General features: G+C 68.4%; 35 protein-coding genes. 33 read left to right on the top strand and 2 right to left on the bottom strand.

Features of this window, described 5'->3' with window-relative positions:
* Positions 1 to 4: 4 nt before the first annotated feature.
* From fusA to ACIPEP_RS06795, 3 genes are all read left to right on the top strand, one after another.
* A complete protein-coding gene (gene fusA / locus ACIPEP_RS06805) occupies positions 5 to 2,119 on the top strand; it encodes an elongation factor G (RefSeq protein WP_070417677.1) in 2,115 nt (704 codons plus the stop codon).
* Between the two features lie 134 nt (positions 2,120 to 2,253).
* Positions 2,254 to 3,441 (top strand): elongation factor Tu, encoded by a 1,188-nt coding sequence (gene tuf / locus ACIPEP_RS06800; protein WP_070417678.1) that lies wholly within the window; start codon positions 2,254 to 2,256, stop codon positions 3,439 to 3,441.
* Between the two features lie 178 nt (positions 3,442 to 3,619).
* Positions 3,620 to 3,877, top strand: coding sequence for an Rv0909 family putative TA system antitoxin (locus ACIPEP_RS06795; protein WP_071295208.1), 258 nt, complete (start codon positions 3,620 to 3,622; stop codon positions 3,875 to 3,877).
* A gap of 81 nt (positions 3,878 to 3,958) precedes the next feature.
* On the opposite strand, the gene ACIPEP_RS06790 is transcribed toward ACIPEP_RS06795, so the two are convergent.
* The gene (locus ACIPEP_RS06790; protein ID WP_402716817.1) at positions 3,959 to 4,525 is read right to left on the bottom strand and encodes a GNAT family N-acetyltransferase; all 567 of its coding nucleotides are present in this window, start codon (positions 4,523 to 4,525) and stop codon (positions 3,959 to 3,961) included.
* 273 nt (positions 4,526 to 4,798) lie between these two features.
* Between ACIPEP_RS06790 and ACIPEP_RS06785 the strand changes: the two genes are divergently transcribed.
* The 26 genes from ACIPEP_RS06785 (at position 4,799) to map (ending at position 23,502) form a co-directional block, all read left to right on the top strand.
* On the top strand, positions 4,799 to 8,449 hold the full coding sequence (locus ACIPEP_RS06785; RefSeq protein ID WP_402716816.1) for a beta strand repeat-containing protein: 3,651 nt from the start codon (positions 4,799 to 4,801) through the stop codon (positions 8,447 to 8,449).
* Between the two features lie 170 nt (positions 8,450 to 8,619).
* Positions 8,620 to 9,597: a DNA topoisomerase IB gene (locus ACIPEP_RS06780; protein WP_402716815.1), complete on the top strand. Its 978-nt coding sequence runs from the start codon at positions 8,620 to 8,622 to the stop codon at positions 9,595 to 9,597.
* An 80-nt stretch (positions 9,598 to 9,677) separates the two neighbouring features.
* Positions 9,678 to 10,490: a DarT ssDNA thymidine ADP-ribosyltransferase family protein gene (locus tag ACIPEP_RS06775; protein ID WP_070417683.1), complete on the top strand. Its 813-nt coding sequence runs from the start codon at positions 9,678 to 9,680 to the stop codon at positions 10,488 to 10,490.
* A 521-nt stretch (positions 10,491 to 11,011) separates the two neighbouring features.
* Positions 11,012 to 11,320, top strand: coding sequence for a 30S ribosomal protein S10 (gene rpsJ / locus ACIPEP_RS06770; protein ID WP_022903286.1), 309 nt, complete (start codon positions 11,012 to 11,014; stop codon positions 11,318 to 11,320).
* Positions 11,321 to 11,333: 13 nt separating this feature from the next.
* Positions 11,334 to 11,987, top strand: a complete 654-nt coding sequence (gene rplC / locus ACIPEP_RS06765) for a 50S ribosomal protein L3 (protein WP_070417684.1) — start codon at positions 11,334 to 11,336, stop codon at positions 11,985 to 11,987.
* Positions 11,988 to 11,989: 2 nt separating this feature from the next.
* Complete coding sequence (gene rplD / locus ACIPEP_RS06760) at positions 11,990 to 12,649, top strand: 50S ribosomal protein L4 (protein ID WP_070417685.1); 660 nt, start codon at positions 11,990 to 11,992, stop codon at positions 12,647 to 12,649.
* On the top strand, positions 12,646 to 12,945 hold the full coding sequence (gene rplW / locus ACIPEP_RS06755) for a 50S ribosomal protein L23 (RefSeq protein ID WP_022903283.1): 300 nt from the start codon (positions 12,646 to 12,648) through the stop codon (positions 12,943 to 12,945). Before rplD ends, rplW begins: the two co-directional genes overlap by 4 nt.
* Before the next feature lie 18 nt (positions 12,946 to 12,963).
* Positions 12,964 to 13,803, top strand: coding sequence for a 50S ribosomal protein L2 (gene rplB / locus ACIPEP_RS06750; RefSeq protein ID WP_070417686.1), 840 nt, complete (start codon positions 12,964 to 12,966; stop codon positions 13,801 to 13,803).
* 11 nt (positions 13,804 to 13,814) lie between these two features.
* Positions 13,815 to 14,096: a 30S ribosomal protein S19 gene (gene rpsS / locus ACIPEP_RS06745; RefSeq protein WP_022906343.1), complete on the top strand. Its 282-nt coding sequence runs from the start codon at positions 13,815 to 13,817 to the stop codon at positions 14,094 to 14,096.
* 25 nt (positions 14,097 to 14,121) lie between these two features.
* Positions 14,122 to 14,514 carry a 50S ribosomal protein L22 gene (gene rplV, locus ACIPEP_RS06740; protein WP_022906344.1) on the top strand — a complete coding sequence of 131 codons (393 nt, stop codon included), beginning with the start codon at positions 14,122 to 14,124 and terminating at the stop codon, positions 14,512 to 14,514.
* On the top strand, positions 14,514 to 15,311 hold the full coding sequence (gene rpsC / locus ACIPEP_RS06735) for a 30S ribosomal protein S3 (RefSeq protein ID WP_022906345.1): 798 nt from the start codon (positions 14,514 to 14,516) through the stop codon (positions 15,309 to 15,311). The genes rplV and rpsC overlap by 1 nt, the downstream gene beginning before the upstream one ends.
* 2 nt (positions 15,312 to 15,313) lie before the next feature.
* A complete protein-coding gene (gene rplP / locus ACIPEP_RS06730) occupies positions 15,314 to 15,733 on the top strand; it encodes a 50S ribosomal protein L16 (RefSeq protein WP_022906346.1) in 420 nt (139 codons plus the stop codon).
* Positions 15,733 to 16,053, top strand: coding sequence for a 50S ribosomal protein L29 (gene rpmC / locus ACIPEP_RS06725; protein WP_022906347.1), 321 nt, complete (start codon positions 15,733 to 15,735; stop codon positions 16,051 to 16,053). The genes rplP and rpmC overlap by 1 nt, the downstream gene beginning before the upstream one ends.
* Entirely contained in the window at positions 16,053 to 16,337 is a 285-nt protein-coding gene (gene rpsQ, locus ACIPEP_RS06720) for a 30S ribosomal protein S17 (protein WP_022906348.1), read from the top strand. The genes rpmC and rpsQ overlap by 1 nt, the downstream gene beginning before the upstream one ends.
* Before the next feature lie 31 nt (positions 16,338 to 16,368).
* Entirely contained in the window at positions 16,369 to 16,737 is a 369-nt protein-coding gene (gene rplN / locus ACIPEP_RS06715) for a 50S ribosomal protein L14 (RefSeq protein WP_017885523.1), read from the top strand.
* 3 nt (positions 16,738 to 16,740) lie between these two features.
* A complete protein-coding gene (gene rplX, locus ACIPEP_RS06710; protein ID WP_022906349.1) occupies positions 16,741 to 17,100 on the top strand; it encodes a 50S ribosomal protein L24 in 360 nt (119 codons plus the stop codon).
* Entirely contained in the window at positions 17,100 to 17,690 is a 591-nt protein-coding gene (rplE, locus tag ACIPEP_RS06705; RefSeq protein ID WP_022906350.1) for a 50S ribosomal protein L5, read from the top strand. The genes rplX and rplE overlap by 1 nt, the downstream gene beginning before the upstream one ends.
* A 153-nt stretch (positions 17,691 to 17,843) precedes the next feature.
* The gene (rpsH, locus tag ACIPEP_RS06700; protein WP_022906351.1) at positions 17,844 to 18,242 is read left to right on the top strand and encodes a 30S ribosomal protein S8; all 399 of its coding nucleotides are present in this window, start codon (positions 17,844 to 17,846) and stop codon (positions 18,240 to 18,242) included.
* 6 nt (positions 18,243 to 18,248) lie between these two features.
* A complete protein-coding gene (gene rplF, locus ACIPEP_RS06695; protein ID WP_031261772.1) occupies positions 18,249 to 18,785 on the top strand; it encodes a 50S ribosomal protein L6 in 537 nt (178 codons plus the stop codon).
* A 2-nt stretch (positions 18,786 to 18,787) separates the two neighbouring features.
* Positions 18,788 to 19,162 (top strand): 50S ribosomal protein L18, encoded by a 375-nt coding sequence (gene rplR / locus ACIPEP_RS06690; protein ID WP_031261773.1) that lies wholly within the window; start codon positions 18,788 to 18,790, stop codon positions 19,160 to 19,162.
* Positions 19,159 to 19,959: a 30S ribosomal protein S5 gene (gene rpsE, locus ACIPEP_RS06685; protein ID WP_070417687.1), complete on the top strand. Its 801-nt coding sequence runs from the start codon at positions 19,159 to 19,161 to the stop codon at positions 19,957 to 19,959. The genes rplR and rpsE overlap by 4 nt, the downstream gene beginning before the upstream one ends.
* Entirely contained in the window at positions 19,959 to 20,144 is a 186-nt protein-coding gene (gene rpmD / locus ACIPEP_RS06680) for a 50S ribosomal protein L30 (RefSeq protein WP_022906355.1), read from the top strand. The genes rpsE and rpmD overlap by 1 nt, the downstream gene beginning before the upstream one ends.
* The gene (gene rplO / locus ACIPEP_RS06675; protein WP_022906356.1) at positions 20,141 to 20,605 is read left to right on the top strand and encodes a 50S ribosomal protein L15; all 465 of its coding nucleotides are present in this window, start codon (positions 20,141 to 20,143) and stop codon (positions 20,603 to 20,605) included. The genes rpmD and rplO overlap by 4 nt, the downstream gene beginning before the upstream one ends.
* A 146-nt stretch (positions 20,606 to 20,751) precedes the next feature.
* Positions 20,752 to 22,074, top strand: coding sequence for a preprotein translocase subunit SecY (gene secY, locus ACIPEP_RS06670; protein WP_022906357.1), 1,323 nt, complete (start codon positions 20,752 to 20,754; stop codon positions 22,072 to 22,074).
* Positions 22,071 to 22,661: an adenylate kinase gene (locus ACIPEP_RS06665; protein WP_070417689.1), complete on the top strand. Its 591-nt coding sequence runs from the start codon at positions 22,071 to 22,073 to the stop codon at positions 22,659 to 22,661. Before secY ends, ACIPEP_RS06665 begins: the two co-directional genes overlap by 4 nt.
* Before the next feature lie 61 nt (positions 22,662 to 22,722).
* Complete coding sequence (map, locus tag ACIPEP_RS06660) at positions 22,723 to 23,502, top strand: type I methionyl aminopeptidase (RefSeq protein ID WP_402717068.1); 780 nt, start codon at positions 22,723 to 22,725, stop codon at positions 23,500 to 23,502.
* A gap of 250 nt (positions 23,503 to 23,752) precedes the next feature.
* Here the strand turns inward: map and ACIPEP_RS06655 are convergent, their stop codons facing one another.
* Positions 23,753 to 25,069, bottom strand: a complete 1,317-nt coding sequence (locus ACIPEP_RS06655; RefSeq protein ID WP_070417690.1) for an LCP family protein — start codon at positions 25,067 to 25,069, stop codon at positions 23,753 to 23,755.
* Between the two features lie 289 nt (positions 25,070 to 25,358).
* Between ACIPEP_RS06655 and infA the strand changes: the two genes are divergently transcribed.
* The 4 genes from infA (at position 25,359) to rpsK (ending at position 26,712) form a co-directional block, all read left to right on the top strand.
* Positions 25,359 to 25,580, top strand: coding sequence for a translation initiation factor IF-1 (gene infA / locus ACIPEP_RS06650; RefSeq protein WP_017885509.1), 222 nt, complete (start codon positions 25,359 to 25,361; stop codon positions 25,578 to 25,580).
* 70 nt (positions 25,581 to 25,650) lie between these two features.
* A complete protein-coding gene (gene rpmJ / locus ACIPEP_RS06645; protein ID WP_022903266.1) occupies positions 25,651 to 25,767 on the top strand; it encodes a 50S ribosomal protein L36 in 117 nt (38 codons plus the stop codon).
* Positions 25,768 to 25,929: 162 nt separating this feature from the next.
* Entirely contained in the window at positions 25,930 to 26,304 is a 375-nt protein-coding gene (rpsM, locus tag ACIPEP_RS06640) for a 30S ribosomal protein S13 (RefSeq protein ID WP_058728274.1), read from the top strand.
* A 9-nt stretch (positions 26,305 to 26,313) separates the two neighbouring features.
* A complete protein-coding gene (gene rpsK, locus ACIPEP_RS06635) occupies positions 26,314 to 26,712 on the top strand; it encodes a 30S ribosomal protein S11 (protein WP_017885507.1) in 399 nt (132 codons plus the stop codon).
* Positions 26,713 to 26,848: the final 136 nt, after the last annotated feature.

Here is a 26,848-nt window from a genome sequence, read left to right as displayed (position 1 = left end):
CCCTGTGGCACAGGACGTGCTCACCGACCTGAACAAGGTCCGCAACATCGGCATCATGGCGCACATCGATGCCGGCAAGACCACGACGACCGAGCGCATCCTGTTCTACACGGGCATCACGCACAAGATCGGTGAGGTCCACGACGGCGCTGCCACGATGGACTGGATGGCGCAGGAGCAGGAGCGCGGCATCACGATCACGTCGGCCGCGACGACCTGCTTCTGGGACAACAACCAGATCAACATCATCGACACCCCCGGTCACGTGGACTTCACGGTCGAGGTGGAGCGTTCGCTCCGCGTGCTCGACGGTGCGGTCGCCGTCTTCGACGGCAAGGAGGGCGTCGAGCCCCAGTCCGAGACCGTCTGGCGTCAGGCCGACAAGTACGACGTCCCGCGCATCTGCTTCGTCAACAAGATGGACAAGCTGGGCGCCGACTTCTACTTCACGGTCGACACCATCATCAACCGCCTCGGCGCGGAGCCCCTCGTGCTCCAGCTCCCGATCGGCGCCGAGAACGACTTCGTCGGGATCGTCGACCTCATCGAGATGCACGCCAAGGTCTGGCCGGGCGACTCCAAGGGTGACGTCACCATGGGCGCCCAGTACGAGGTCCAGGAGATCCCCGCGGACCTCAAGGACCGTGCGGACGAGTACCGCGCCAAGCTGATCGAGCGCGTCGCCGAGACCGACGACGCCCTGCTCGAGAAGTACTTCGGCGGCGAGGAGCTCACCAAGGACGAGATCAAGGCTGCGATCCGCAAGCTCACGATCGCGTCCGAGGTCTACCCCGTCCTGTGCGGCTCGGCCTTCAAGAACCGCGGTGTCCAGCCGATGCTCGACGCCGTCATCGACTACCTCCCGTCCCCGCTCGACGTGCCGCCGATGATCGGCCACGACGTCAAGGACGAGGAGAAGGAGATCATCCGCAAGCCCGACGCGTCGGAGCCGTTCTCGGCCCTCGCGTTCAAGGTCGCGGTGCACCCCTTCTTCGGTCGTCTCACCTACGTCCGCGTCTACTCGGGCTCGATCGAGTCGGGTGCCCAGGTCATCAACTCGACCAAGGGCAAGAAGGAGCGCATTGGGAAGATCTTCCAGATGCACTCCAACAAGGAGAACCCGGTCGACAACGTGACCGCCGGCCACATCTACGCGGTCATCGGCCTCAAGGACACCACCACCGGTGACACCCTGTGCGACCCGACCAACCAGGTCGTCCTGGAGTCGATGACGTTCCCGGAGCCGGTCATCGAGGTCGCCATCGAGCCGAACACGAAGGCCGACCAGGAGAAGCTCTCCACGGCCATCCAGAAGCTCGCCGAAGAGGACCCGACGTTCCGCGTCGAGCTCAACGCCGAGACCGGTCAGACGACGATCAAGGGCATGGGCGAGCTCCACCTCGACATCCTCGTCGACCGCATGAAGCGCGAGTTCAAGGTCGAGGCGTCGGTCGGCAAGCCCCAAGTGGCCTACCGCGAGACCCTGACCAAGGTCGTCGAGCGCTACGACTACACGCACAAGAAGCAGACCGGTGGTTCCGGCCAGTTCGCGAAGGTGCAGATCGCCCTCGAGCCGATGGAAGTCACGGCCGAGAAGGTCTACGAGTTCGAGAACGCCGTCACCGGTGGTCGCGTCCCGCGTGAGTACATCCCGTCGGTCGACGCCGGTATCCAGGACGCCATGCAGGTCGGCATCCTGGCCGGGTACCCGACCGTCGGCGTGAAGGCCATCCTCAAGGACGGCGCGGCGCACGACGTCGACTCGTCCGAGATGGCGTTCAAGATCGCCGGTTCGATCGCCTACAAGGAAGCGGCCCGCAAGGCCGGTCCGGCGATCCTCGAGCCGATCATGGCCGTCGAGGTCCGTACTCCGGAGGAGTACATGGGCGACGTCATCGGTGACCTGAACTCCCGTCGTGGCCAGATCGCCTCGATGGAGGACGCCTCGGGCGTCAAGGTGGTCCGCGCGAGCGTGCCGCTGTCCGAGATGTTCGGCTACGTCGGCGACCTGCGGTCGAAGACCTCTGGTCGTGCGGTCTACTCGATGACCTTCGAGACCTACAGCCAGGTCCCGGCCAAGGTCGCCGAGGAGATCATCGCGAAGAACGCGGGGGAGTGACGCTCCAGCGTCTCTCCACAGGCGGGGGTGCCCGGCGACGGGCCCCTCGCCACCAAGTACAGTAAAGACACACACTGCACGCCAACGGTTCACGAACCGGGGGCATGCTCTCCGAGTCCTGAGGAGGACCCACAGTGGCCAAGGCCAAGTTCGAGCGGACCAAGCCGCACGTCAACATCGGAACCATCGGTCACGTCGACCACGGCAAGACCACGCTCACGGCGGCGATCACCAAGGTTCTGCACGACCAGTACCCGGACCTCAACGAGGCCCGTGACTTCGCTCAGATCGACAACGCTCCCGAGGAGCGCGAGCGCGGCATCACGATCAACATCTCGCACGTCGAGTACCAGACCGAGAAGCGCCACTACGCGCACGTCGACGCTCCTGGTCACGCTGACTACGTGAAGAACATGATCACGGGTGCGGCGCAGATGGACGGCGCGATCCTCGTGGTCGCCGCCACCGACGGTCCGATGCCCCAGACGCGTGAGCACGTGCTGCTCGCCCGCCAGGTCGGCGTCCCCTACATCGTCGTCGCGCTGAACAAGTCCGACATGGTGGACGACGAGGAGATCCTGGAGCTCGTCGAGCTCGAGGTCCGTGAGCTCCTCGGCTCGCAGGAGTTCGACGAGGACGCCCCCGTCGTGCAGGTCTCGGCGCTCAAGGCGCTCGAGGGCGACGAGAAGTGGGTCAAGTCCGTTCAGGACCTCATGGCCCAGGTCGACGAGCACGTGCCGGACCCGGTGCGCGCCACCGACCAGCCGTTCCTGATGCCGATCGAGGACGTCTTCACGATCACCGGTCGTGGCACGGTCGTCACCGGTCGTGTCGAGCGTGGCACGCTCGACCTCAACTCCGAGGTCGAGATCGTCGGCATCCGCCCGACGCAGAAGACCACGGTCACGGGCATCGAGATGTTCCGCAAGCTGCTCGACAAGGCCGAGGCTGGTGACAACACCGGTCTGCTCATCCGTGGCCTCAAGCGCGAGGACGTGGAGCGCGGCCAGGTCGTCGTGAAGCCGGGTTCGGTCACGCCGCACACCGAGTTCAAGGCGAACGCCTACATCCTGACCAAGGAAGAGGGCGGGCGTCACAACCCGTTCTACGCGAACTACCGTCCGCAGTTCTACTTCCGCACCACGGACGTCACCGGCGTCATCACGCTGCCCGAGGGCACCGAGATGGTCATGCCCGGCGACACCGTGTCGATGGCCGTCGAGCTGATCCAGCCGATCGCCATGGAGCCGGGTCTCCGTTTCGCCATCCGTGAGGGTGGTCGTACGGTCGGCGCCGGTACGGTCGAGGAGATCGTCAAGTAACTCCGGTTACCACGCGTCAGCGGGGTCGGACCTTCGGGTCCGGCCCCGCTTTCCGTTTCCCGGGAGTTCGCTCGCGTTCGGCGGACAGATCGCGGGGATCGGAGCACGATGTGGGCCAAGCGGCCGGATCGACCGGCCATCGAGCGGCCGGGTCACCTCCGGCCGGCAGGGAGGCAGCATGGCCGGCTTCGACGACATCCAGAAGAACGTCTCCGCCAAGGCGGAGGAGGTCACCGACCGCGCGAAGGCGTTCGTGGACGAGAACAAGGACAAGATCGAGGAGGCGCTGCAGAGCGACAAGGCGGAGGACGTCTCCGACAAGATCATCCACGGCCTGGCCGACGGCATCAAGAAGGTCACGGGCGGCAAGTTCGACGAGCAGATCGACAAGACCGCGCAGGACCTGGACGACAAGATCGGCAACAACGGCGAGTAGGTCCGACGCCGACGGCGGACTGGAGGCGCTGCGCACGACGTGCGCAGCGCCTCCAGTACCGTCTCGGGCCCGGTTCGATCGTCAGGCCGGTTCGACCGTCGTGGTGACGACCCAGCGGTGCTTGCCGATCGCGCGCTGGCGCGCGAACCCGAACCGCTCGAACGTCGAGAGCGCGCCGTGGAAGAGGAAGCCGGCCGGCACCGTCCCGGCGGGTTCCGGGTAGCCCTCGACGGTCCCGCCGCCGGCGGCGGCGATGAGCGCGAGCGCACCGCCGAGCGCCTCGGTGGCGACCCCCTGTCGGCGGTACCCGGCGCGGACGTAGGTGCAGCCGATGCGCCAGGCGGGATCCGGACCGACCTGCGTCCGGTCGTACACGCGACGGTTCTTGATGCGGACGACCTCGGAGACCGGCCCGTACTGGCACCAGCCGACGCACCGCTCCCCGTCGAGGACGAGCGCAGCGTGGGTGGTGCCGGCGAGGACGCGGGCGTGCTTGCGCTCCCGGTTGCACGCGGCGTCCCGTGTCGGCCCCTCGTCGTGGAAGCCGATGCAGAAGCAGCCGCTCGGGAAGCCGTCGCTCGTGCGGCAGAGCTCGTCGAAGGCGTCCCACGTGGACGCGTCGAGAGGACGTACGGTGTACGACGCCATGGCGGCAGCGTAGACGTGCCGGAGGCCTCCTGGGAGGACCGGCGCAGTTGTCCCCACAAGGTGGGACGCGATGTACCCCACTCGGGGTGTTGTTGCGGTTTCCCGCGACTCGATACCGTGGAGTCGCGGGACCGCACCGGTCACGCGTGGTGACCCGAACACCCGCCGTCTCCCGACGCAGGGCCCTGCCTGCGCGGACACTGTCGCGCGCGCTCTGCGGGTCGCCGATCCTCGACCCGAAGGACAAGCGTGTCTGCACTGCACCGTGCCCCCGTGCGCCGCCGCCCCGCCCGACTGCTCGCAGGAGCTGCCGTCACCGCGCTGGTCGCGGGGAGCGCAGTCCTCCTGACGCCGCAGCTGGCATCGGCCGCGTCCCCGTTCCCGACGACGCAGCTCTACGCGACCGTCTCGGGCTCGTCCACGGTGTACGCCGTGGACCGGACGAGCGGCGCTGCGACCCCCGCCGTGACGGCGCCGAACAACGCGACCGGTCTCAACCAGATCGGCATCTCGGGCGACGGCGACAAGCTGTTCATGACGAACAGCACGACCGTGTTCGAGTACACCGCGTCGACGGAGACGTGGGAGACCGCCACCCGTCCGAACTCGCCGTCGGTCGCAAACCAGATGGGCGGCGTCGACCCGAAGAGCGGCAAGTTCTTCTTCGGTGGTCTCTCGAGCGGCTCGACGTTCACCTTCACGTCGTACGACCCGGACACGAACACCGTCTCGTCGAACGTCACCTCGGTGACGGCGCCGAACCCGCCCGGCACCAACGGCGACCTCGCCTTCGACCGGCAGGGCAACCTGTACTTCATCTCGAGCAGTGCGAGCACGGCGCAGCTGTACCGCGTCAACGCCGAGGACCTCGGTGGGGGCGCCACCACCGCGACCGCGGTCGGCCCGGCCATCACGCCGGCGGCCGCGCTGACGTCGCTGGCGTTCGGCGACGACGGCTACATCTACATCGCCGGCTCGTCGGCCAACACGTTCCTGCAGGTGAACCCGGTCACCGGTGGCACCGTCGCCAAGCGCAGCGTCAACCAGGGTGGCACCGCGCTGAACGTCACGGACCTCGGCTCGCGCGCGGTGCCGTCGACCGGTTCCGCGTCGGGCGGCTTCACCGACGGGAAGGCCAAGCCCGGCGACCAGCTGACGATCGGTGTCGGCGGCGGCGACGTGCCGAAGCCGGCGACCGCCACCACGTCCGACAACAACGACACCGTCACCGCGGGCCCGATCATCCTGCTGCCGGGCCAGTCCTACACCGTCACGCAGTCGCCCGGGAACCAGGCGACGAACCCCGGTGACTACGACACGTCGTACGTCTGCACCGACCTGACGAGCAACGCCGTCGTGTCCTCCGGCAAGGGGACCTCGGCGCCGTTCACGGTCCCGACGGCCGGCGGAGACGTGAGCTGCGCGTTCTCGAACCCGCTGAAGCCGAAGGTCGAGAACAGCTCCTCCACCGCGAACACCCCCGGCCAGCCCGCGACCGTCGACGTGCTGCAGGGCGCGACGGGTGACATCGACGCCACCACCGTGCAGCTGACGGCTCCCGACGTCGCCGGCGCCACGGTGACCGACGGCGGCAAGACCCTCACCGTCCCCGGCCAGGGCGTCTGGACCGTCGACCGGAGCAGCGGTGCCGTGACCTTCACCCCGGAGTCCGGCTTCACCCGGAACCCGACCCCGGTCACCTACACCGTCGAGGACACCCGCGGGAACCAGACCCAGGGGCAGGTGTCCGTCAGCTACCGGGGCACGGCGCAGGACGACGCGGCGACCACGGACCAGGGCGAGGCGGTCACCATCGACGTCCTCCGCAACGACGAGGGCGGGACGGTCGCGACGTCGGTCGTGTTCCCGTCCGCGGGCCAGCCGTCCGGCGCGGCCGTCTCCGACGATGGTCGGACGCTGACGGTGCCCGGAACGGGCGTCTACACCGTGGACGCGACGACGGGTGCGGTCACGTTCACCCCTGAGCCGACGTTCCGCGGAGACGCGTCGCCGGTGACCTACCGTGTGGCGGACGCCGACGGCGGCACGTCCACGGCGCAGATCGTGGTCACCGCGAAGCCCGTGGGCCCGAAGGCGGCCGACGACACCGCGACCACGCAGCAGAACACCCCGGTCACGGTCGACGTCGCCGGTGGCACCGCTGCCGGCGTCGACCGCGGCACGCCGATCGACCCGACGTCCGTGGTGTTCCCGCGGTCCGGCCAGCCCGACGGCGCGATCGTGTCGGAGGACGGCAAGCAGATCACCGTGCCCGGACAGGGCGTCTCCACGATCGACCCGGACAGCGGGAAGGTGACCTTCACGCCCGCGCAGGGCTACACCGGCACCACCACTCCGGTGACCTACCAGGTCGGCGACACCGGCGGCGAATCGGGCACCGGCACCATCGTGGTGACCGTCACCCCGGTCTCCCCGAAGGCGAACCCGGACACCGCGAAGGTGGCGCAGGGCGAACCGACCACCGTCGACGTCCTCGGTGACGACACCGCGGGCAACGCGGGCACGCCCTTCGACCCCGCCACCGTGGTGTTCCCGACCGCCGGCCAGCCGAACGGCTCGACGGTCTCGGAGGACGGCCGGAAGGTCACCGTCCCCGGTGAGGGTGCCTACGTCGTCGACCCGGACAGCGGGAAGGTGACGTTCACCCCGGAGCCGACGTTCCGCGGAGTCGGCTCGGCGGTGACCTACCAGGTCGCCGACGTCGACGGGACCACGACCTCGTCCACGATCACGATCACCGTCGCACCGGTCGGCCCGGTCGCGGAGGACGACGTCACCACCACCGGGCAGAACACCCCCGTGTCGATCGCCGTCCCGGCGAACGACCGGCCCGGGATCCGGGGCGGGACCCCGATCGACCCGACGACGGTCGTGTTCCCGACCACCGGCCAGCCCGCGGGCGCGGTCGTGTCCGAGGACGGACGCACCCTGACCGTCGCCGGCCAGGGCGTCTACACCGCCGACCCGACGACCGGTTCGGTGCTCTTCGCCCCGGCGCAGGGCTGGTCCGGTACCGCGTCGACCGTCACGTACCAGATCGGTGACACGGGTAAGGTGGCGGCGACCGCGACCATCACCGTCACCGTCATCCCGGTGGCGCCCACCGCTGCTCCGGACACCGCCCGGACCGCTCAGGACACCCCCGTGACGATCCCGGTGCTCGGCAACGACACGGCCGGCAACGCCCGCACGTCGATCGTGCCCGGGTCGGTCCGGCTCCTGGGCGCTGACGGCGAACCGGTCACGACGCGCACGGTGCCCGGGAAGGGCGTCTTCACGGTCGACACCACGACCGGTGCGGTCACCTTCACCCCGGCGAAGGGCTTCACGGGAACGCTCGAGGTGCCGTACGCGCTCGCCGACGTCGACGGGGGGACGGCCTCCTCCACGGTCACCGTGACCGTCGGTGCAGCGCCGACGGCAGCGAACGACACCCGGACCGGTACCCCCGGCGAGCCGCTGACCGTCGACGTGCTCGGCAACGACGCGGCCGGCTCGACCCCGATCGACCCCGAGTCCGTGCGCCTGGTCGACCCGGAGACGGGCGAGCTCGTCACCACCGTGACGATCCCGGAGCAGGGCACGTTCACGGTGGGCCCCGACGGGACGATCACGTTCACGCCGGTTCCCGGCTTCAGCGGCACGGTGACGGTCCCGTACTCGGTCGCGGGTGACGACGGGAGCCGCACCACCGCGACCCTGACGATCACGTACCCGGCCGCGCCGGCGGTCGCAGCCGACCCCGCAGCGGGCGCCGGTGTGGTCGCGACGGGCCCGGGTACCGGCCAGCTCGCGTTCACCGGCACCGACATCGCGTGGCAGGGGTCCATCGCGGCGCTCCTGCTCCTCGCGGCCGGCGGCACGATCCTGTTCCTGCGTCGCCGGAAGCAGGCGAACGGGTAGTCCGGTCGGATCCGACCCATCGGCGGACGGGAGGCGCGGTGCCGGCTGGCACCGTCCCTCCCGTCTCGGCCGTCACCCCGCTGGCGCGGTGCGCCGGAACCGGCGGGTGGGGCCCACCTCCCGTCCGTCGCCGGGCCGGGTCACAGGCGGTGGCGAGTTGCATCGAGAGCGTGACCCGTCTCCGCCGCTCCGCGACCAACGGTCGCGGCTACCACCGCGTCCGCAGCGGGCGTGGCTTCTCCTACCGCGACCCGGACGGCACCACCGTCACCGACGCCGCTGTCCGGCAGCGTCTCGAGGACCTCGTCATCCCACCCGCGTGGGACGACGTCTGGATCTCCCCGTACGAGAACGGGCACGTGCTCGCGACCGGCGTCGACGGCGCCGGTCGGCGGCAGTACATGTACCACCCGTCCTGGCGCGAACGGATGGACCGCATCAAGTACGACCGTGCGCTGGCGCTCGCCGAATCCCTGCCGGTCGCACGACGCGGGGTCACCATGGACCTCCGGCGGCCTGAGCCCGACCGGCAGCGTGCCCTCGCGGCGGCCTTCCGGATGCTCGACCAGGGTTCCCTGCGGGTCGGGTCGGAGCGGTACGCCACCGAGCACGGCAGCCGTGGTCTGTCCACCCTGCTGTGCGCGCACGCCCACGTCTCCGGCGACGACATCGAGCTCGACTTCCCGGGCAAGAGCGGCCAGGAGTGGTCGTCCTCGATCCACGACCCGGACCTCGCGACCGTCATCGCGGGCATGAAGCGGCGCGGACCGAACGCCCGGCTGCTCTCGTTCCGTGCACGCCGCGGCGCCGAGTGGGAGCCCCTCTCCGCCGAGGACATCAACGAGTACGTGAAGGAACGGGCCGGTGACGAGTTCACCGCGAAGGACTTCCGCACCCTGCACGGCACCGTCGCCGCCGCGGTCGACCTCGCGGCGACCGGACCGCAGTCGTCCGTGACGAAACGGAAGAAGGCGGTGTCGCACGCGGTGAAGGTCGCGAGCGAGGAACTCGGCAACACCCCGACGGTGTGCCGGCAGAGCTACATCGACCCGCGCCTGCTCGACGCCTACGACCACGGCGAGACCATCGACCCCGACCGCACGCACGCGGCCGAGTCGGAGGTCCGCGCACTGCTCTACCGACAGTGACCGGGAAGGGGCCGGGATGACGTACCGTTGGACCTCGTGCCCGAACACCCCCACCCGGGCACGGAAGGACCCCACCAGTCGTGACTGACGAGTGCATCCACGGATTCCCCACCGAACTCTGCGACATCTGCGCGCCACGGCAGCGCGAGGCCGCAGAACTCCCCACCACCCCGACCCCGCGCCGCACCCGGATCACCACCTCGCTCCGGACCGTGCCCGGCCAGGCGGCGACCCCGGCGTCCTCGCTGCGGTCCCCGGTGCCCGACCTGCCCGAGGCGCGTGACTTCGCCTCGCTCCGCGCGCACCACGTGACGCACGTGGACAACCTCGACGACATCGTGGGGTCCGGTGCGATCCTCGCGTCGGACGCCGTGACGCCGGTCGTCGACGTCGCTTCCGCCGCTGCCCGGGCCGCCCGCGCCGAGGCACACGCCCCCGACGGCTCCCCGGTCGCCGCGCACGTCCCGTTCACGCTGTCGCCCGACGCGACCCGCTGGGACGAGCTGCGCACCGGCGCCGAGGGCGAGCGGTGGTCCGACGCGGCCCGCCGGACCCGGGCGACGGAGTACATCATGCTCGTCGTGCCGGTGTCGGCCTTCGGGGCGTCGGTCATCGTCGCCGACCAGGACGCCGATGCCGAGGACGTCCGGTTCGCGGTCGGGCCCGAGGCCGCGACGAACCTCATCCGTCGCACGGACTTCACCGACCCGGAGATGCTCGGCCTCGAGCTGCTCGCCGGCCCGAGCGTGCCGTTCTCCGCCGTCGCGGTCATCGGCGTCCCCAACGACCGCGTCCGCCAGACGGTCAAGGCCGTGCTCAAGGACCACGGCGGACACGCTCCCCGGGTCGCGGTCTTCCCCCCGTGGTTCGTCCCCCCGGTCGTCGCGGAGTAGTCCCGACCGACCCCTGCGACGTGCCCTCCGGACCGGCTCCGGAGGGCACGTCGTGCGTCGGGGGCGACCCGCGCCTCCTGGCCCTCGATCCGCGTGGATCCGGGGAAGCGGGCCGATCCCGACACGCCCGTGATTCGCGACACGCCCGGGTTGCACGGATGCCGTGCCTATGCGAGACTTGTCCGGTTCCGAAATTCCGCGCGCGTTCGCGTGCGCAGGATCACTGCTCTGGCAGTGCACAACCCCCCTGTCCAGCAGGGCTGGGTTGGGCCGCAGGCAGCAGAACACGATCGACTCCCTACCAAGCGTGACGGGCACTGCTGTGCCCAGAGCGTGCGGGAGACGACATGCCCACGCTGAACGGCCCAGGTCGTCCCGCGCGGTTGACACGAGAACAGCGGTCATCCCCAGCGGATGCGGCCGGTTGGTTCACAGAAAACAGCCAAGCCCTGCAGGAATGCACGGTGGCGGCGGCGTCAGGCGGCCCGAGGGTGCGCGGCGCAGAGAGGACAAAGAGACACATGGCGGGACAGAAGATCCGCATCCGGCTCAAGTCGTACGACCACGAGGTCATCGACACGTCGGCCCGGAAGATCGTCGACACGGTGACCCGTGCCGGTGCGACCGTGGTCGGCCCGGTGCCGCTCCCCACCGAGAAGAACGTGGTCACCGTGATCCGTTCTCCTCACAAGTACAAGGACTCGCGCGAGCACTTCGAGAAGCGCACGCACAAGCGGGTCATCGACATCGTCGACCCGACGCCGAAGGCCGTCGACTCGCTCATGCGACTCGACCTCCCGGCCGACGTCAACATCGAGATCAAGCTGTAAGGGGGCTGGACTGATGGCGAACTCAACCAAGACCGTCAAGGGCCTCCTCGGCAAGAAGCTCGGGATGACCCAGGTGTGGGACGAGAACAACAAGTTCATCCCCGTCACCGTGATCGAGGTCGGCCCGAACGTGGTCACCCAGATCCGCAACGTCGAGCGCGACGGCTACGAGGCGATCCAGATCGCCGCCGGCGCCATCGACCCGCGCAAGGTCAACAAGCCGGCCGCCGGCCACTTCGAGGCAGCCGGGGTCACCCCGCGCCGCACCCTCACGGAGATCCGCACCAACGACTCCGCTGAGTACACGCTCGGCCAGGAGCTCACCGTCGACACGTTCGAGGCGGGCCAGAAGGTCGACGTCGTCGGCACCTCCAAGGGCAAGGGCTTCGCCGGTGTCATGAAGCGCCACGGCTTCGCCGGTGTGTCCGCTTCGCACGGTGCCCACCGCAACCACCGCAAGCCCGGTTCGATCGGTGCTTCGTCGACCCCGTCGCGTGTCTTCAAGGGCATGCGCATGGCGGGTCGCATGGGTGGCGAGCGTGTGACCGTCCTCAACCTCACGGTGCACGCCGTCGACGCCGAGAAGGGTCTGCTGCTCGTCAAGGGCGCGATCCCCGGTGCTCGCGGTCGCTCCGTCTTCGTCCGCACCGCCGTGAAGGGTAAGTGATCATGGCCACCACGACCGCAACCACGATCGACGTCCTCGACGCATCGGGCGTCAAGTCCGGCACCGTCGAGCTCCCCGCCGAGCTCTTCGACGTCGAGACCAACGTCCCGCTGATCCACCAGGTCGTCACCGCGCAGCTCGCAGCCGCGCGTCAGGGCACCCACAAGACCAAGAACCGCGGCGAGGTCCGCGGTGCTGGTCGCAAGCCGTTCAAGCAGAAGGGCACCGGCCGCTCCCGTCAGGGTTCGGTCCGCGCTCCGGAGCACACCGGCGGTGGCGTCGTCCACGGACCGACCCCGCGCGACTACTCGCAGCGCACCCCGAAGAAGATGATCGCCGCTGCTCTGCTCGGCTCGCTCTCGGACCGCGCCCGCGGTGGCCGCATCTCCGCTGTGGAGGGCTTCGTCGCGGCCGAGGTGCCGTCGACCAAGACCGCCCGCACGCTCATCGAGAAGGTCGCGCCCGTCAAGCACGTGCTCGTCGTGCTCGAGCAGGACGACGAGCTCACGCTCAAGTCGATCCGCAACCTGCCGAACGTCCACGCGCTCTCGTACGGCCAGCTCAACGCCTACGACGTGCTCAAGGCCGACGCGCTCGTCTTCAGCAAGAGCGCACTCGACGCCTTCATCGCGTCGAAGACCGCGAAGGAGATCTCCGCATGAGCGGCTTCAACAAGGACCCGCGCGACATCATCATCTCGCCGGTCGTCTCGGAGAAGAGCTACGGCCTGATCGACCAGGGCAAGTACACGTTCATCGTGGACCCCCGTTCGAACAAGACCGAGATCAAGCTCGCCATCGAGAAGATCTTCGACGTCAAGGTCGCGAGCATCAACACGCTGAACCGTCCGGGCAAGACCCGTCGCACGCGCTTCGGCATGGGCAAGCGCAAGGACACCAAGCGTGCCATCGTGACGCTCAAGTCCGGTTCGATCGACATCTTCACGGCTGTCGGCTGAGGACCAGAGGGATAAATCATGGCTATTCGTAACTACAAGCCGACGACCCCCGGTCGTCGCGGCTCGTCGGTCGCCGACTTCGCTGAGATCACCCGTTCGACGCCGGAGAAGTCGCTGCTTCGTCCGCTGCCGAAGACCGGTGGCCGCAACAGCTCCGGCCGTATCACCACCCGTCACATCGGTGGTGGCCACAAGCGTCAGTACCGCGTGATCGACTTCCGTCGTCACGACAAGGACGGCATCGACGCCAAGGTCGCGCACATCGAGTACGACCCGAACCGCACGGCGCGCATCGCGCTCCTGCACTACGTGGACGGCACGAAGCGCTACATCATCGCGCCGAACAAGCTCAAGCAGGGCGACGTCATCGAGCAGGGCGCCGGCGCGGACATCAAGCCGGGCAACAACCTGCCGCTGCGCAACATCCCCGTGGGTACCGTCGTGCACGCGATCGAGCTCCGCCCCGGTGGCGGCGCCAAGCTCGCGCGTTCGGCCGGCGCCTCGGTGCGTCTCGTCGCCAAGGACGGCCCCTACGCGCAGCTCCGTCTGCCGTCGGGCGAGGTCCGCAACGTCGACGCACGCTGCCGCGCCACGATCGGCGAGGTCGGCAACGCCGAGCAGTCGAACATCAACTGGGGCAAGGCCGGCCGCATGCGCTGGAAGGGCGTCCGCCCGACCGTGCGTGGTGTCGCGATGAACCCGGTCGACCACCCGCACGGTGGTGGCGAGGGCAAGACCTCCGGTGGCCGTCACCCGGTCAGCCCGTGGGGTCAGGCCGAGGGTCGCACGCGCAAGCCGAACAAGCCGAGCGACAAGCTCATCGTCCGTCGCCGTAACGCCGGCAAGAAGCGCAAGTAGGAGTTCAGAAGATGCCACGCAGTCTGAAGAAGGGCCCCTTCGTCGACGAGCACCTGCTCCGCAAGGTCGTCACGCAGAACGAGGCCAACACCAAGAACGTGATCCGCACCTGGTCGCGTCGCTCGATGATCATCCCGAACATGCTCGGGCACACGATCGCCGTGCACGACGGCCGCAAGCACATCCCGGTGTTCGTCACCGAGTCGATGGTCGGTCACAAGCTCGGCGAGTTCGCGCCGACCCGCACCTTCCGTGGTCACGTGAAGGACGACAAGAAGGGCCGTCGCCGCTAAGGCGGCGACGCAGAGGAGGAACGAAATGGTGGAGTCGATCGCACGCGTGCGACACATCCGCGTCACGCCTCAGAAGGCCCGTCGCGTCATCGAGCTGATCCGCGGCAAGCAGGCCCACGAGGCCCTCGCCATCCTGAAGTTCGCCCCCCAGGGCGCTTCGGAGCCCGTGTACAAGCTGGTCGCCTCGGCGATCGCGAACGCACGGGTCAAGGCGGACTCGACGAACAGCTTCCTCGACGAGCGCGACCTCTACGTGAGCCGCGTCTTCGTCGACGAAGGTACGACCCTGAAGCGGTTCCAGCCGCGCGCCCAGGGCCGCGCCTTCCGCATCAACAAGCGCACCAGCCACATCACGGTCGTCCTCGCGACGCCGGATGAGGTCGAGGCTGCCGCGACGAGCAAGAAGGCGAGCAAGTAATGGGCCAGAAGGTCAACCCGTACGGCTTCCGTCTCGGGATCACGACGGACCACGTCTCGCACTGGTTCACCGACAGCACGAAGCCGGGTCAGCGCTACGCCGACTACGTGGCCGAGGACATCAAGGTGCGCGAGTACCTGAAGAAGACCCTCGACCGCGCCGGCGTCGCCCGCATCGAGCTCGAGCGCACCCGTGACCGCGTCCGCGTGGACATCCACACCGCGCGTCCGGGCATCGTCATCGGTCGCCGTGGCGCCGAGGCGGAGCGCGTCCGTGGCGAGCTCGAGAAGCTCACCAAGAAGCAGATCCAGCTCAACATCCTCGAGGTCAAGAACCCCGAGACCGAGGCCCAGCTCGTCGCGCAGGGCATCGCCGAGCAGCTCTCCGCTCGTGTCGCGTTCCGTCGCGCCATGCGCAAGGGCCTGCAGGGTGCGCAGCGCGCCGGCGCCAAGGGTGTCCGCATCCAGGTGTCGGGTCGTCTCGGCGGCGCCGAGATGTCGCGCTCGGAGTTCTACCGCGAGGGCCGCGTGCCCCTGCACACGCTCCGCGCGAACATCGACTACGGCTTCTACGAGGCCCGGACCACGTTCGGCCGCATCGGCGTGAAGGTCTGGATCTACAAGGGCGACATCACGAACAAGGAGCTCGCTCGCGAGCAGGCGAACCAGCGTTCGTCGCGCCCGGAGCGTCGTGGCGGCCCCCGTGGCGAGCGCGGCGACCGCCGTGGCGGCGACCGTGGCGGCCGTCAGCAGCAGGCCCCGCAGGACGCGCCGGCCGGCGCAGGAGTTGAGGCGTAACCATGCTTATTCCCCGTCGAGTCAAGCACCGCAAGCAGCACCACCCGAAGCGTTCGGGCCAGGCCACCGGTGGCACCAAGGTGTCGTTCGGTGACTACGGCATCCAGGCGCTGACGCCCGCTTACGTGACCAACCGTCAGATCGAGTCCGCTCGTATCGCCATGACGCGTCACATCAAGCGTGGCGGCAAGGTGTGGATCAACATCTACCCGGACCGTCCGCTCACGAAGAAGCCCGCCGAGACCCGCATGGGTTCCGGTAAGGGTTCCCCCGAGTGGTGGGTCGCCAACGTCAAGCCGGGCCGTGTGCTCTTCGAGCTCTCCGGCGTCAACGAGGACATCGCCCGTGAGGCGCTGACCCGTGCAATCCACAAGCTGCCCCTCAAGGCACGCATCATCAAGCGCGAGGAGGGCGACGCATAATGGCGATCGGTTCCAAGGAGCTCCGTCCGACGGAGCTCGACACGTTCGAGAACGAGCGTCTTGCTGACGAACTGAAGAAGGCCAAGGAGGAGCTCTTCAACCTCCGCTTCCAGTCGGCCACCGGCCAGCTGGAGAGCCACGGTCGTCTCCGTGCCGTCAAGCGCGACATCGCTCGCATCTACACCGTCCTCCGCGAGCGCGAGCTCGGCATCCGTGCCACTCCCGCGCCCGTCGAGACCGCCCCCAAGGCCAAGAAGACGACCAAGAAGGCTGAGAAGCCGGCTGAGTCGGCCGAGGCCGAGACCGCCGAGGAGAAGTAATGGCGAACGAAGAGAAGACCTCCGCCGCCTCCGCTCGCGGCTACCGCAAGACGCGTCGTGGCTACGTCACGAGCGACAAGATGGACAAGACCATCGTGGTCGAGGTCGAGGACCGCGTGAAGCACGCGCTCTACGGCAAGATCATCCGTCGCACGTCCAAGGTGAAGGCCCACGACGAGCTCGGCACCGCTGGTGTCGGCGACCTCGTCGTGATCAGCGAGACCCGTCCCCTCAGCGCTTCCAAGCGCTGGCGCCTGGTCGAGATCCTCGAGAAGGCCAAGTAGGCCCCGGCCTGCTTCGGAATAGGAGACAGCAGTGATTCAGCAGGAATCCCGCCTCAAGGTCGCCGACAACACGGGTGCCAAGGAGATCTTGACCATCCGCGTGCTCGGTGGCTCGGGTCGTCGCTACGCCGGTCTCGGTGACGTCATCGTCGCCACGGTGAAGGACGCCATCCCCGGCGGCAACGTGAAGAAGGGTGACGTCGTCAAGGCGGTCATCGTTCGCACCAAGAAGGAGACCCGTCGTCAGGACGGCTCCTACATCAAGTTCGACGAGAACGCGGCAGTGATCCTCAAGGCTGACGGCGACCCGCGCGGCACGCGCATCTTCGGTCCGGTCGGTCGCGAGCTCCGTGACAAGAAGTTCATGAAGATCATCTCGCTCGCGCCGGAGGTGCTGTAAGCCATGGCGAACATCAAGAAGGGTGACCTGGTCCAGGTCATCACGGGTGCCAAGCAGGAGCGCGGCGGTGACCGTGGCAAGCAGGGCAAGGTCATCGAGGTCCTCAAGGACAAGAACCGCGTCGTCGTCGAGGGCGTGAACTTCGTCACGAAGCACGTCCGCGTCGGCCAGACGCAGCGCGGCTCGAAGACCGGTGGCATCGAGCAGCACGAGGCTCCGATCCACGTGTCGAACGTCGCCATCGTCGACCCGAAGACCAAGAAGCCGACCCGCGTCGGTTTCCGCAACGAAGAGGTGGAGAAGGACGGCGTCAAGAAGACCGTCCGAGTCCGCTACGCCAAGAAGTCGGGTGAGAAGCTCTGATGACCGACACGACTGCCGCGCCGGCGACCAAGGTCGAGCCGCGCCTCAAGCAGAAGTACAAGAACGAGATCAAGGCTGCCCTCACCGAGCAGTTCGGGTACGCGAACGTCAACCAGGTCCCCGGCCTGGTCAAGGTCGTCGTGAACACCGGTGTCGGTGAGGCCGCTCGCGACTCGAAGATCATCGAGGGGGCCATCAAGGACCTCACGGCGATCACGGGTCAGAAGCCCCAGGTCACGAAGGCCCGCAAGTCCATCGCGCAGTTCAAGCTGCGTGAGGGCCAGGCCATCGGCGCGCACGTCACCCTCCGTGGTGACCGCGCGTGGGAGTTCATCGACCGTCTCGTGACCCTCGCACTGCCCCGCATCCGCGACTTCCGCGGTCTCAGCGACAAGCAGTTCGACGGCAACGGCAACTACACGTTCGGTCTCACGGAGCAGTCCGTGTTCCACGAGATCGACCAGGACCGCATCGACCGCGTGCGTGGCTTCGACATCACCGTCGTGACCACCGCGAAGTCGGACGACGAGGGCCGCGCGCTGCTCCGCCAGCTCGGGTTCCCGTTCCGTTCTGCCGAGCAGACGGTCTAAGATACTTCGGGCGGTGCGGGCCGGAGGATTCACGTCCTCCGGCCCGCACGCACGAACACAACGATCCAGGGGAATCGCCCCAGGATCACCCGATCGCTCAGGTCGGCATTCGTGGAACGGGTGTCGAAACCAGGCGAAGAATGGACGACCATCATGACGATGACCGATCCGGTCGCAGACATGCTGACCAGATTGCGGAACGCGAACTCGGCGCACCACGACGCCGTCTCGCTTCCCAGCTCCAAGCTGAAGAAGAACATCGCTGAGATCCTCAAGCGCGAGGGCTACATCAGCGAGTGGAAGATCGAGGACGCCCGCGTGGGCGAGACCCTCACGATCGACCTGAAGTACGGCCCCGAGCGCGAGCGTTCGATCGCCGGCATCAAGCGCGTCTCGAAGCCCGGTCTCCGGGTCTACGCGAAGTCGACGGAGATCCCCCAGGTCCTCGGTGGCCTCGGCGTGGCGATCCTCTCGACCTCGTCGGGACTGCTCACCGACCGTGAAGCCGAGCAGAAGGGCGTGGGTGGGGAAGTCCTCGCCTACGTGTGGTGATCGACAATGTCTCGTATCGGACGTCTTCCCATTGACATCCCCGCTGGCGTGACCGTCTCCATCGATGGTCAGAACGTCGCGGTCAAGGGCCCGAAGGGCGAGCTCGCGCTCGTCGTCGCCGAGCCCATCCAGGCCAAGGTCGAGGAGAACCAGGTCCTCGTCACCCGTCCGGACGACGAGCGCAGCTCGCGTGCGCTGCACGGCCTGACCCGCACCCTCATCGCGAACAACATCGTCGGCGTGACCCAGGGCTACTCCAAGGGCCTCGAGGTCGTCGGCACCGGTTACCGCGTGCAGGCGAAGGGCAACAACGTCGAGTTCGCGCTCGGCTACTCCCACCCGATCACGGTCGAGCCGCCCGCGGGCATCAGCTTCGCCGTCGAGGGCAACAACAAGCTGACCGTCAACGGCATCGACAAGCAGTCCGTCGGCGAGGTCGCTGCAAACATCCGCAAGCTGCGCAAGCCCGAGCCCTACAAGGGCAAGGGTGTCCGCTACGCCGGCGAGATCGTGCGCCGCAAGGCCGGAAAGTCAGGTAAGTGATCATGGGTCTCCTCAAGACACGAGGCAAGAGCAAGTCGGCCGCCAAGGCGCGCCGTCACAACCGCCTCCGCAAGAAGATCACCGGCACCGAGGCCCGTCCGCGTCTCGCTGTCACCCGTTCGGCGCGTCACGTGTTCGTCCAGGTCATCGACGACGCCAAGGGCCACACGCTGGCCAGCGCGTCGACGATGGAGGCCGACCTCCGTACGTTCGACGGCGACAAGACCGCCAAGGCCCGTCGTGTCGGCGAACTCCTCGCCGAGCGCGCGAAGGCCGCTGGCGTCGAGGCCGTGGTCTTCGACCGCGGTGGTAGCAAGTACGCCGGTCGCGTCGCCGCGATCGCCGATGGTGCCCGTGAAGGAGGGCTGAACCTGTGAGCGACATCGCGAACACGAACGAAGACGCCAACGTCGAAACGACCGAGGCCGCTGAGGCGACCGAGGCCGAGGCCACGAGCACCACGGCCCCCGCGGCCAAGGAGCCCGAGGTCCCCGTCGTCGAGCGCCCCGTCGAGACCGCAGCCGGTTCGGCATCGAACAACCGCGACTCCGCCGACAACCGTGGCCGCCGTGGTGGCGGTCGCGACCGTCAGCAGGGTGGCGGCCGTGGCAACGACCGCAACGGTCGGGGTGGCGACAGCCAGTTCCTCGAGCGCGTCGTGACCATCAACCGCGTCTCCAAGGTCGTCAAGGGTGGTCGTCGCTTCAGCTTCACCGCGCTCGTCGTCGTCGGTGACGGCAACGGTCTCGTGGGTGTCGGCTACGGCAAGGCCCGCGAGGTCCCGACCGCCATCTCGAAGGGCGTCGAGGAAGCGAAGAAGAACTTCTTCCGCGTCCCGCGCGTCGGCAACACGATCCCGCACCCGGTGCAGGGCGAGGCCGCTGCCGGCGTCGTGCTCCTCCGTCCGGCCGCTGCCGGTACCGGTGTCATCGCCGGTGGTCCGGTCCGCGCCGTCCTCGAGTGCGCCGGTATCCACGACGTCCTGAGCAAGTCGCTCGGTTCGTCGAACACCATCAACATCGTGCACGCGACCGTCACGGCGCTGCAGCAGCTCGAGGAGCCCCGTGCGGTCGCAAGCCGTCGCGGTCTCCCCGTCGACCGGGTCGTCCCGGACCGTCTGCTCCAGGCCGAGGCCGCTGCTCTGCGTGCCGCGTCCGAGAAGGCAGGTGCGTGATGGCGATGCTGAAGATCACGCAGACGAAGTCCGTTATCAGCGAGAAGCAGTACCAGCGCGACACGCTCCGCAGCCTGGGTCTCAAGCGCATCGGCCGTACGGTCCTGCGTGAGGACAACGCCCAGAACCGCGGGTACGTCGCGACGGTCGCGCACCTCGTGAAGGTCGAGGAGGTCGACGCATGAGCGACGAGAAGAACGAGCGCGTGCAGGTCCTGAAGCTGCACCACCTCCGTCCGGCAGAGGGCGCCAAGAAGGCTCGCACCCGCGTCGGTCGTGGTGAGGGCTCCAAGGGCAAGACCGCCGGCCGTGGTACCAAGGGCCAGAAGGCTCGTTACCAGGTCAAGGTCGGCTTCGAGGGTGGGCAGATGCCGCTGCACATGCGCACCCCGAAGCTCCGCGGGTTCAAGAACCCGTTCCGCGTCGAGTACCAGGTCGTGAACCTGGACAAGATCGCGGAGCTCTACCCCAACGGTGGCGACGTCACCGTCGCGGACCTGGTCGCCAAGGGCGCCGTCCGCAAGAACGAGAAGGTCAAGGTTCTCGGTCAGGGTGACATCAGCGTGAAGCTCACGGTCTCGGTCGACAAGGTCTCGGCGTCCGCCGCCGAGAAGATCGCGGCTGCTGGCGGCACCGTCTCCCAGTAACCCCGTCGGCGGCCCGTGCGTTTGCGCACGGGCCGCCGTTACGGTTTCCTTGACAGTGGTCGGCGTCCGCCGGCCAGGTCGGTCCTGCCGACCACACCGGTGACGGCCCCTCGACGGGCCGCCGGTCCCAGAAGTTCGGAGTCCTCGTGTTCAGAGCGGTCGCGCGCATCATGCGCACCCCAGATCTTCGCAAGAAGATCGGCTTCACCCTCGCGATCATCGCGCTGTTCCGCCTGGGGTCGTACATCCCCGCGCCGTTCGTCGACTACGCATCCGTGCAGACCTGTCTCGCCAGCGCTTCGTCGCAGCAGGGTCTGTACGACCTGATCAACCTGTTCTCCGGCGGCGCGCTGCTGAAGCTCTCGGTCTTCGCGCTCGGCATCATGCCGTACATCACGTCGTCGATCATCGTGCAGCTGCTCCGCGTGGTCATCCCGCACTTCGACGCCCTCTACAAGGAGGGGCAGTCCGGTCAGGCGAAGCTGACGCAGTACACGCGCTACCTCACCATCGCGCTCGGCGTGCTGCAGTCCACCACCCTGATCACGGTCGCCCGCTCCGGCGCCCTGTTCGGCACCAACGCCTCGGCCTCCTGCTCGTCGATCATCTCGAACGACAGCTGGTACGCCATCATGCTCATGGTCGTCACCCTGACCGCCGGTACCGGCCTCATCATGTGGATGGGCGAGCTCGTCACCGAGCGCGGCATCGGCAACGGCATGTCGCTCCTCATCTTCACGTCCATCGCGGCGCAGTTCCCCTCGGCGCTCTGGGCGATCGAGCAGTCGAACGGCTTCGAGCTGTTCCTGTTCGTCATCCTCGTCGGCCTGGTCATCATGATGGCCGTCGTGTTCGTCGAGCAGTCGCAGCGGCGGATCCCCGTGCAGTACGCCAAGCGCATGGTCGGTCGCCGCACCTACGGCGGCAACAACACGTACATCCCGATCAAGGTGAACATGGCCGGCGTCGTGCCCGTCATCTTCGCCTCGTCGCTGCTGTACCTGCCGGCCCTGGTCGCGCAGTTCAACCAGCCCTCCGACGGCAGCGAGCCGGCGGCGTGGGTGACCTGGATCCAGAACAACCTGACCTCGGGTGACAACTGGTTCTACATGGTCCTGTACTTCCTGCTCATCGTCGGCTTCACGTACTTCTACGTCGCGATCACCTTCAACCCCGAAGAGGTCGCCGACAACATGAAGAAGTACGGCGGCTTCATCCCGGGCATCCGGGCCGGTCGTCCGACGGCCGAGTACCTCGACTACGTTCTCACCCGGGTGACGTTGCCCGGCTCCCTGTACCTCGGTCTCATCGCCCTGATCCCGCTGGCGGCGCTGGCGTTCTTCGGTGCGAACCAGAACTTCCCGTTCGGCGGCGCGAGCATCCTCATCATCGTGGGTGTCGGCCTCGAGACCGTGAAGCAGATCGACTCGCAGCTGCAGCAGCGTCACTACGAAGGGCTTCTCCGTTGAGCGCACGTCTCATCATCGTCGGACCTCCCGGAGCCGGGAAGGGCACCCAGGCCGGTCGCATCGCCGACGCGTTCGGGATCCCCGCCGTCTCGACGGGCGACATCTTCCGCAAGAACGTCGCAGAGGGCACCCCGCTCGGCGTCCAGGCGAAGGCGATCATGGACGCGGGCGACTACGTCCCCGACTCGCTCACGAACGAGCTCGTGAAGTCGCGTCTGCACGAGGCCGACGCCGAGAACGGCTTCCTGCTCGACGGCTACCCCCGCACGGTCGGGCAGGTCGAGTACCTCGACGCGCTCCTCGCCGAGCAGGGCACCGGCATCGACGCGGTCGTGCAGCTCGTCGCCGACCAGGACGAGCTCGTCGGCCGCCTCCTGAAGCGCGCCGAGGAACAGGGCCGCAGTGACGACAACGAGGAGACCATCCGTCGTCGGCAGCAGGTCTACACCGAGCAGACCGCTCCGATCGTGGCGGCGTACGGCGAGCGTGGGCTCGTCGTCGACGTCGACGGCCTCGGTGGCATCGACGAGGTCGGCGACCGGATCCAGGCCGCGCTGTCCTCGCGTGGGCTGACCGCGGGCGTCTGACGCCAGCGTGGTGCGGTTCCGCAAGCCCTCGATCTACAAGACGCCGGACGAGCTCCGCGCCATGGTGCGTCCGGGTCTGCTGACCCACGACGCGCTGGCGGCGGTCCGCGGCGCGATCCGTCCGGGCATCACCACGGGCGAGCTCGACGCGATCGCCGAACGGGTCATCCGTGACGGCGGCGGCATCCCGAACTTCCAGCTCGTCCCGGGCTACCGGCACACGCTCTGCGTGTCGGTGAACGACGAGATCGTGCACGGGATCCCGGGGGAGCGTGTGCTCCAGCCCGGTGACGTCGTGTCGGTCGACGCCGGTGCCGAGGTCGACGGCTGGAACGGTGACAGCGCCTTCACGGTCGTCATCCCGGGTGGCGACGCCGGTTTGAGTGCGGCCCGGCAGACGCTCTCGGACACCACCGAGCGCGCGCTCTGGCACGGCATCGCCGCGCTCGCGCACGCGAAGCACCTGCACGAGGTCGGCGCCGTCATCGAGGACGCCATCGACGAGACCGGCGCGTGGGGGATCGTCGAGGACTACACCGGCCACGGCATCGGCCGCTCGATGCACGAGGACCCGCCCGTCTTCAACTACCGCGTCCGTGGCGCCGGTCCGGCGGTCAAGCCCGGACTCGTGGTCGCGATCGAGCCGATGGTCACGGCCGGCACGATCGACAGCTCGACGGACGACGACGACTGGACCGTCCGCACGCTCGACGGTTCCGACGCGGCGCACTGGGAGCACAGCATCGCGGTGCACGCCGACGGCATCTGGGTGCTGACGGCGGCCGACGGCGGTGCCGCGGGCCTCGCCCCGCTGGGTGTGACGCCGGTCCCGATCCCGTAGGCAGTGCCTCCCGTCGGTCGCGTCTCCCGCAGGCGGCACTGCCTGAACCGGCGCGTCAGCGCCGTCGCGTCCGGTCCCGTCGGACGGCCAGGAGGCGCGGTGCGGGCCCGCCACGCGCCTCCGGTCCGTCCCTGCGCACGTCCACGACGTCTGCACCGTGTGGACCACGTGCACTCGTCGTCAGCGTGCGCACCCGCGCGCGACGCGCGACGCGCAACGGGCACCGCGCGACGCGCTCTGCGCGCCGGTCTCAGTCGTTGCCGACGGAGCAGGTCTCCTCGGACGCGCTCTGTCCGGTGATCGACGAGGGCAGCGGCGTCGCCGAACCGGTCGCGGCGCTCGTGGCGGTGCCGGATGCCGATCCGGACGCCGTGCCGGTGCCGGCCGCGGTACCCGAGGACGTCCCGGCCGAGGACCCACCGGCCGACGAGGTGCCGGTCGAGGTCCCCGTGGACGGAGCAGCGGTCGCCGTCCCGCTCGACCCGGAGGACTCCTCCGACGCGCGCCCCGTGCTCGAGTCGCTCAGCGAGGTCTTCTGGTCGTTCTGCAGCGCGACGTTGAGGGTGTGTGCGGCGTCCTGGTCGACGATCACGCGTGCGCTGTCCTCGGGGTCGTCCGCGACCGGGTACTGCACGAACAGCATGTTCGCCGTGCTCATCCCGCGCAGGGCCCCGGCCAGTCCGACGAGCGTGCGCGCCTGGGCGAGGCCGTCGGACAGCGTCATGTTCGACAGCGCGGCGCCGGCGAGCTTGTAGAGGGTGATCGGGTTCGAGAGCGTCCCGTCCGAGGTGACCTTGCGCAGCAGGGCCGACAGGAACACCTGCTGCGAGCTGATGCGCGCGAGGTCGCTCCCGTCGCCGACGCCGTGCCGGGTGCGGAGGAACGCGAGCGCGTCCGTGCCCTCGAGCTTGTGCGAGCCGGCCGTCAGGTGCAGGTTCGTGTAGGAGTCGTTGATCGGGTCCGCGACGCACACGTCCACGCCGCCGAGGGCGTTGGACATCTCGATGACGCCGTCGAACGTGATGAGCCCGGCGTACGGGATGCTCAGGCCGGTGAGGTTCTCGACGGTGTCGACGACGCACGAGACCCCGCCGTTCCCGAGTGCCGTGTTGAACTGCGCGGACGTGGCCGCCGGGTACGTGGTCCCGCTCTCGGGGTTCGTGCACGCCGGGATCGGCACCATGAGGTCGCGCGGGAAGCTCACCGCGGTCAGCTGGGTGTGGTCCTGCGAGATGTGGATGAGCATCGTGACGTCGTTGCGGGCCCCCTCGACGTCCTCGTCCGAGTCGAACTGCCCGATGCGGGTGTCGCTGCCGATGAGCAGGATGTTCGCACCGCCCTTGATGGCCGTGATGTCGGCCGTCTGCGCGGTGCTCTGGTCGTCCGTGCTGAGCTTCACCGTCCTCGGCGCCGTGGCGAGCTGCGCACCCGCGATGGCGGCGACGCTCGTCCCGCTCACGAGGACGACGGCGAGGGTGGACGCCACGATCGACGCGAGCGTGCCCCATCCGCGGCGGCGCGGAAGGCGGCCGTGGCGGGCGAACGGGCGTCGGGTGGCGTCGGGCACGTGGTCTCCGTTCGGTGGTCCGTGCGGCGCGGTCTGCACGGGCGGGGGGCGACGGCCACGCTAGGGGCCGGTGACCAACGGGACCCCGGAGCGCGCCGTCAAACCACTGTGGAACGCTCAGACAGCGCTGTGAAGCCCCAGACGTGGGGACTTCGCCGTCTCCACTTGGCAATCCTGGGTTTACCACATAGGATCGATCTTTGGTGTGTCATGCCCATTGGGCGTGGCGCCCGACCCGCAGACCGGCTCGGGGATCACACCGGTAATCCAACCAAGCGACAGTGAGGCTATGGCCAAGAAAGACGGCGTCATCGAGATCGAGGGCTCGGTGCTCGAAGCTCTGCCCAACGCGATGTTCCGCGTTGAGCTGACCAACGGACACAAGGTCCTTGCGCACATCTCCGGGAAGATGCGCCAGCACTACATCCGCATCCTCCCCGAGGACCGCGTGATCGTGGAGCTGAGCCCGTACGACCTGACCCGCGGCCGGATCGTCTACCGCTACAAGTGATCCGCGAGCTGGAAAGGAACGGCCCGGCAACCCTGCCGAGCACGAAGCCAGCGAGCACGAGGAAAGAACAATGAAGGTCAACCCCAGCGTCAAGCCCATCTGCGAGCACTGCCGTGTCATTCGCCGCAAGGGCCGCGTCATGGTGATCTGCAAGAGCAACCCGCGTCACAAGCAGCGCCAGGGCTAGTCCCGGCTGCCTGACGCGATCGCCCTCGGGCGGCTGCGAGCAGGATCCACAACTCAACATCGAACGCAGTACCAAGATCCGCGCGAGCGGGGACACCTCGGGTCGGAGGCCCGAGCACCGGTACTGCTCCACACCTCCATCGACAACAGGAGCAGCCATCACATGGCACGTCTAGCAGGCGTCGACATCCCGCGCGAGAAGCGCGTGGAGATCGCACTCACGTACATCTACGGCGTCGGCCGTACCCGCGCGGTCCAGGCACTCGCCGAGACCGGTATCTCCGGTGACATCCGCGTCAAGGACCTGACCGACGACCAGCTCGTCGCCCTCCGTGACTTCATCGAGGGCAACTTCAAGGTGGAGGGTGACCTCCGCCGTGAGGTCGCAGCCGACATCCGCCGCAAGGTCGAGATCGGTAGCTACGAGGGTCTTCGCCACCGTCGTGGTCTCCCGGTGCGCGGTCAGCGCACCAAGACCAACGCGCGTACCCGCAAGGGACCGAAGCGCACCGTGGCAGGCAAGAAGAAGGCTCGATAGGAGACCCCGATGGCTACCCCCAAGACTGCCGCGCGCAAGCCGCGCCGCAAGGAGAAGAAGAACGTCGCCGTGGGCCAGGCCCACATCAAGAGCACGTTCAACAACACGATCGTCAGCATCACCGACCCGTCCGGTGCCGTCCTCAGCTGGGCGTCCTCGGGTGCCGTGGGCTTCAAGGGTTCGCGCAAGTCGACGCCGTTCGCGGCGCAGCTCGCCGCCGAGTCCGCTGCGCGTCAGGCGCAGGAGCACGGCGTCAAGAAGGTCGACGTCTTCGTGAAGGGTCCGGGTTCGGGCCGCGAGACCGCGATCCGCTCGCTCCAGGCCGCTGGCCTCGAGGTGGGTTCGATCAACGACGTCACGCCGCAGGCGCACAACGGGTGCCGCCCGCCCAAGCGCCGTCGCGTCTGACGCGAGGAGCAACCGGCCGCGCCCTGCTCGTCCCCTGACGGGAGCGAGCAGGGCCCGCGGCCATTCCTGGTCGTTCGATCGCGCAGGCCGTGCCGTCCTGGCAAGCGCGTGCGCGTGATCACAACTCAACAGACCC

It is taken from the genome of Curtobacterium sp. NPDC087082, assembly GCF_044745045.1.
Classification (GTDB): Bacteria; Actinomycetota; Actinomycetes; order Actinomycetales; family Microbacteriaceae; genus Curtobacterium.
Note: the sequence above shows the minus strand (reverse complement) of the source record. Positions and strands in the feature narration are given on the sequence as shown.

Excerpts from the sequence above, each read along its gene's own strand:
- ACIPEP_RS06795 (WP_071295208.1), top strand. The coding sequence starts at position 3,620 with ATGGCCGGCTTCGACGACATCCAGAAGAACGTCTCCGCCAAGGCGGAG.
- ACIPEP_RS06790 (WP_402716817.1), bottom strand. The coding sequence starts at position 4,525 with ATGGCGTCGTACACCGTACGTCCTCTCGACGCGTCCACGTGGGACGCC.
- rpsJ (WP_022903286.1), top strand. The coding sequence starts at position 11,012 with ATGGCGGGACAGAAGATCCGCATCCGGCTCAAGTCGTACGACCACGAG.
- rplC (WP_070417684.1), top strand. The coding sequence starts at position 11,334 with ATGGCGAACTCAACCAAGACCGTCAAGGGCCTCCTCGGCAAGAAGCTC.
- rplD (WP_070417685.1), top strand. The coding sequence starts at position 11,990 with ATGGCCACCACGACCGCAACCACGATCGACGTCCTCGACGCATCGGGC.
- rplW (WP_022903283.1), top strand. The coding sequence starts at position 12,646 with ATGAGCGGCTTCAACAAGGACCCGCGCGACATCATCATCTCGCCGGTC.
- rplB (WP_070417686.1), top strand. The coding sequence starts at position 12,964 with ATGGCTATTCGTAACTACAAGCCGACGACCCCCGGTCGTCGCGGCTCG.
- rpsS (WP_022906343.1), top strand. The coding sequence starts at position 13,815 with ATGCCACGCAGTCTGAAGAAGGGCCCCTTCGTCGACGAGCACCTGCTC.
- rplV (WP_022906344.1), top strand. The coding sequence starts at position 14,122 with ATGGTGGAGTCGATCGCACGCGTGCGACACATCCGCGTCACGCCTCAG.
- rpsC (WP_022906345.1), top strand. The coding sequence starts at position 14,514 with ATGGGCCAGAAGGTCAACCCGTACGGCTTCCGTCTCGGGATCACGACG.
- rplP (WP_022906346.1), top strand. The coding sequence starts at position 15,314 with ATGCTTATTCCCCGTCGAGTCAAGCACCGCAAGCAGCACCACCCGAAG.
- rpmC (WP_022906347.1), top strand. The coding sequence starts at position 15,733 with ATGGCGATCGGTTCCAAGGAGCTCCGTCCGACGGAGCTCGACACGTTC.
- rpsQ (WP_022906348.1), top strand. The coding sequence starts at position 16,053 with ATGGCGAACGAAGAGAAGACCTCCGCCGCCTCCGCTCGCGGCTACCGC.
- rplX (WP_022906349.1), top strand. The coding sequence starts at position 16,741 with ATGGCGAACATCAAGAAGGGTGACCTGGTCCAGGTCATCACGGGTGCC.
- rplE (WP_022906350.1), top strand. The coding sequence starts at position 17,100 with ATGACCGACACGACTGCCGCGCCGGCGACCAAGGTCGAGCCGCGCCTC.
- rpsH (WP_022906351.1), top strand. The coding sequence starts at position 17,844 with ATGACGATGACCGATCCGGTCGCAGACATGCTGACCAGATTGCGGAAC.
- rplF (WP_031261772.1), top strand. The coding sequence starts at position 18,249 with ATGTCTCGTATCGGACGTCTTCCCATTGACATCCCCGCTGGCGTGACC.
- rplR (WP_031261773.1), top strand. The coding sequence starts at position 18,788 with ATGGGTCTCCTCAAGACACGAGGCAAGAGCAAGTCGGCCGCCAAGGCG.
- rpmD (WP_022906355.1), top strand. The coding sequence starts at position 19,959 with ATGGCGATGCTGAAGATCACGCAGACGAAGTCCGTTATCAGCGAGAAG.
- rplO (WP_022906356.1), top strand. The coding sequence starts at position 20,141 with ATGAGCGACGAGAAGAACGAGCGCGTGCAGGTCCTGAAGCTGCACCAC.
- map (WP_402717068.1), top strand. The coding sequence starts at position 22,723 with ATGGTGCGTCCGGGTCTGCTGACCCACGACGCGCTGGCGGCGGTCCGC.
- infA (WP_017885509.1), top strand. The coding sequence starts at position 25,359 with ATGGCCAAGAAAGACGGCGTCATCGAGATCGAGGGCTCGGTGCTCGAA.
- rpmJ (WP_022903266.1), top strand. The coding sequence starts at position 25,651 with ATGAAGGTCAACCCCAGCGTCAAGCCCATCTGCGAGCACTGCCGTGTC.
- rpsM (WP_058728274.1), top strand. The coding sequence starts at position 25,930 with ATGGCACGTCTAGCAGGCGTCGACATCCCGCGCGAGAAGCGCGTGGAG.
- rpsK (WP_017885507.1), top strand. The coding sequence starts at position 26,314 with ATGGCTACCCCCAAGACTGCCGCGCGCAAGCCGCGCCGCAAGGAGAAG.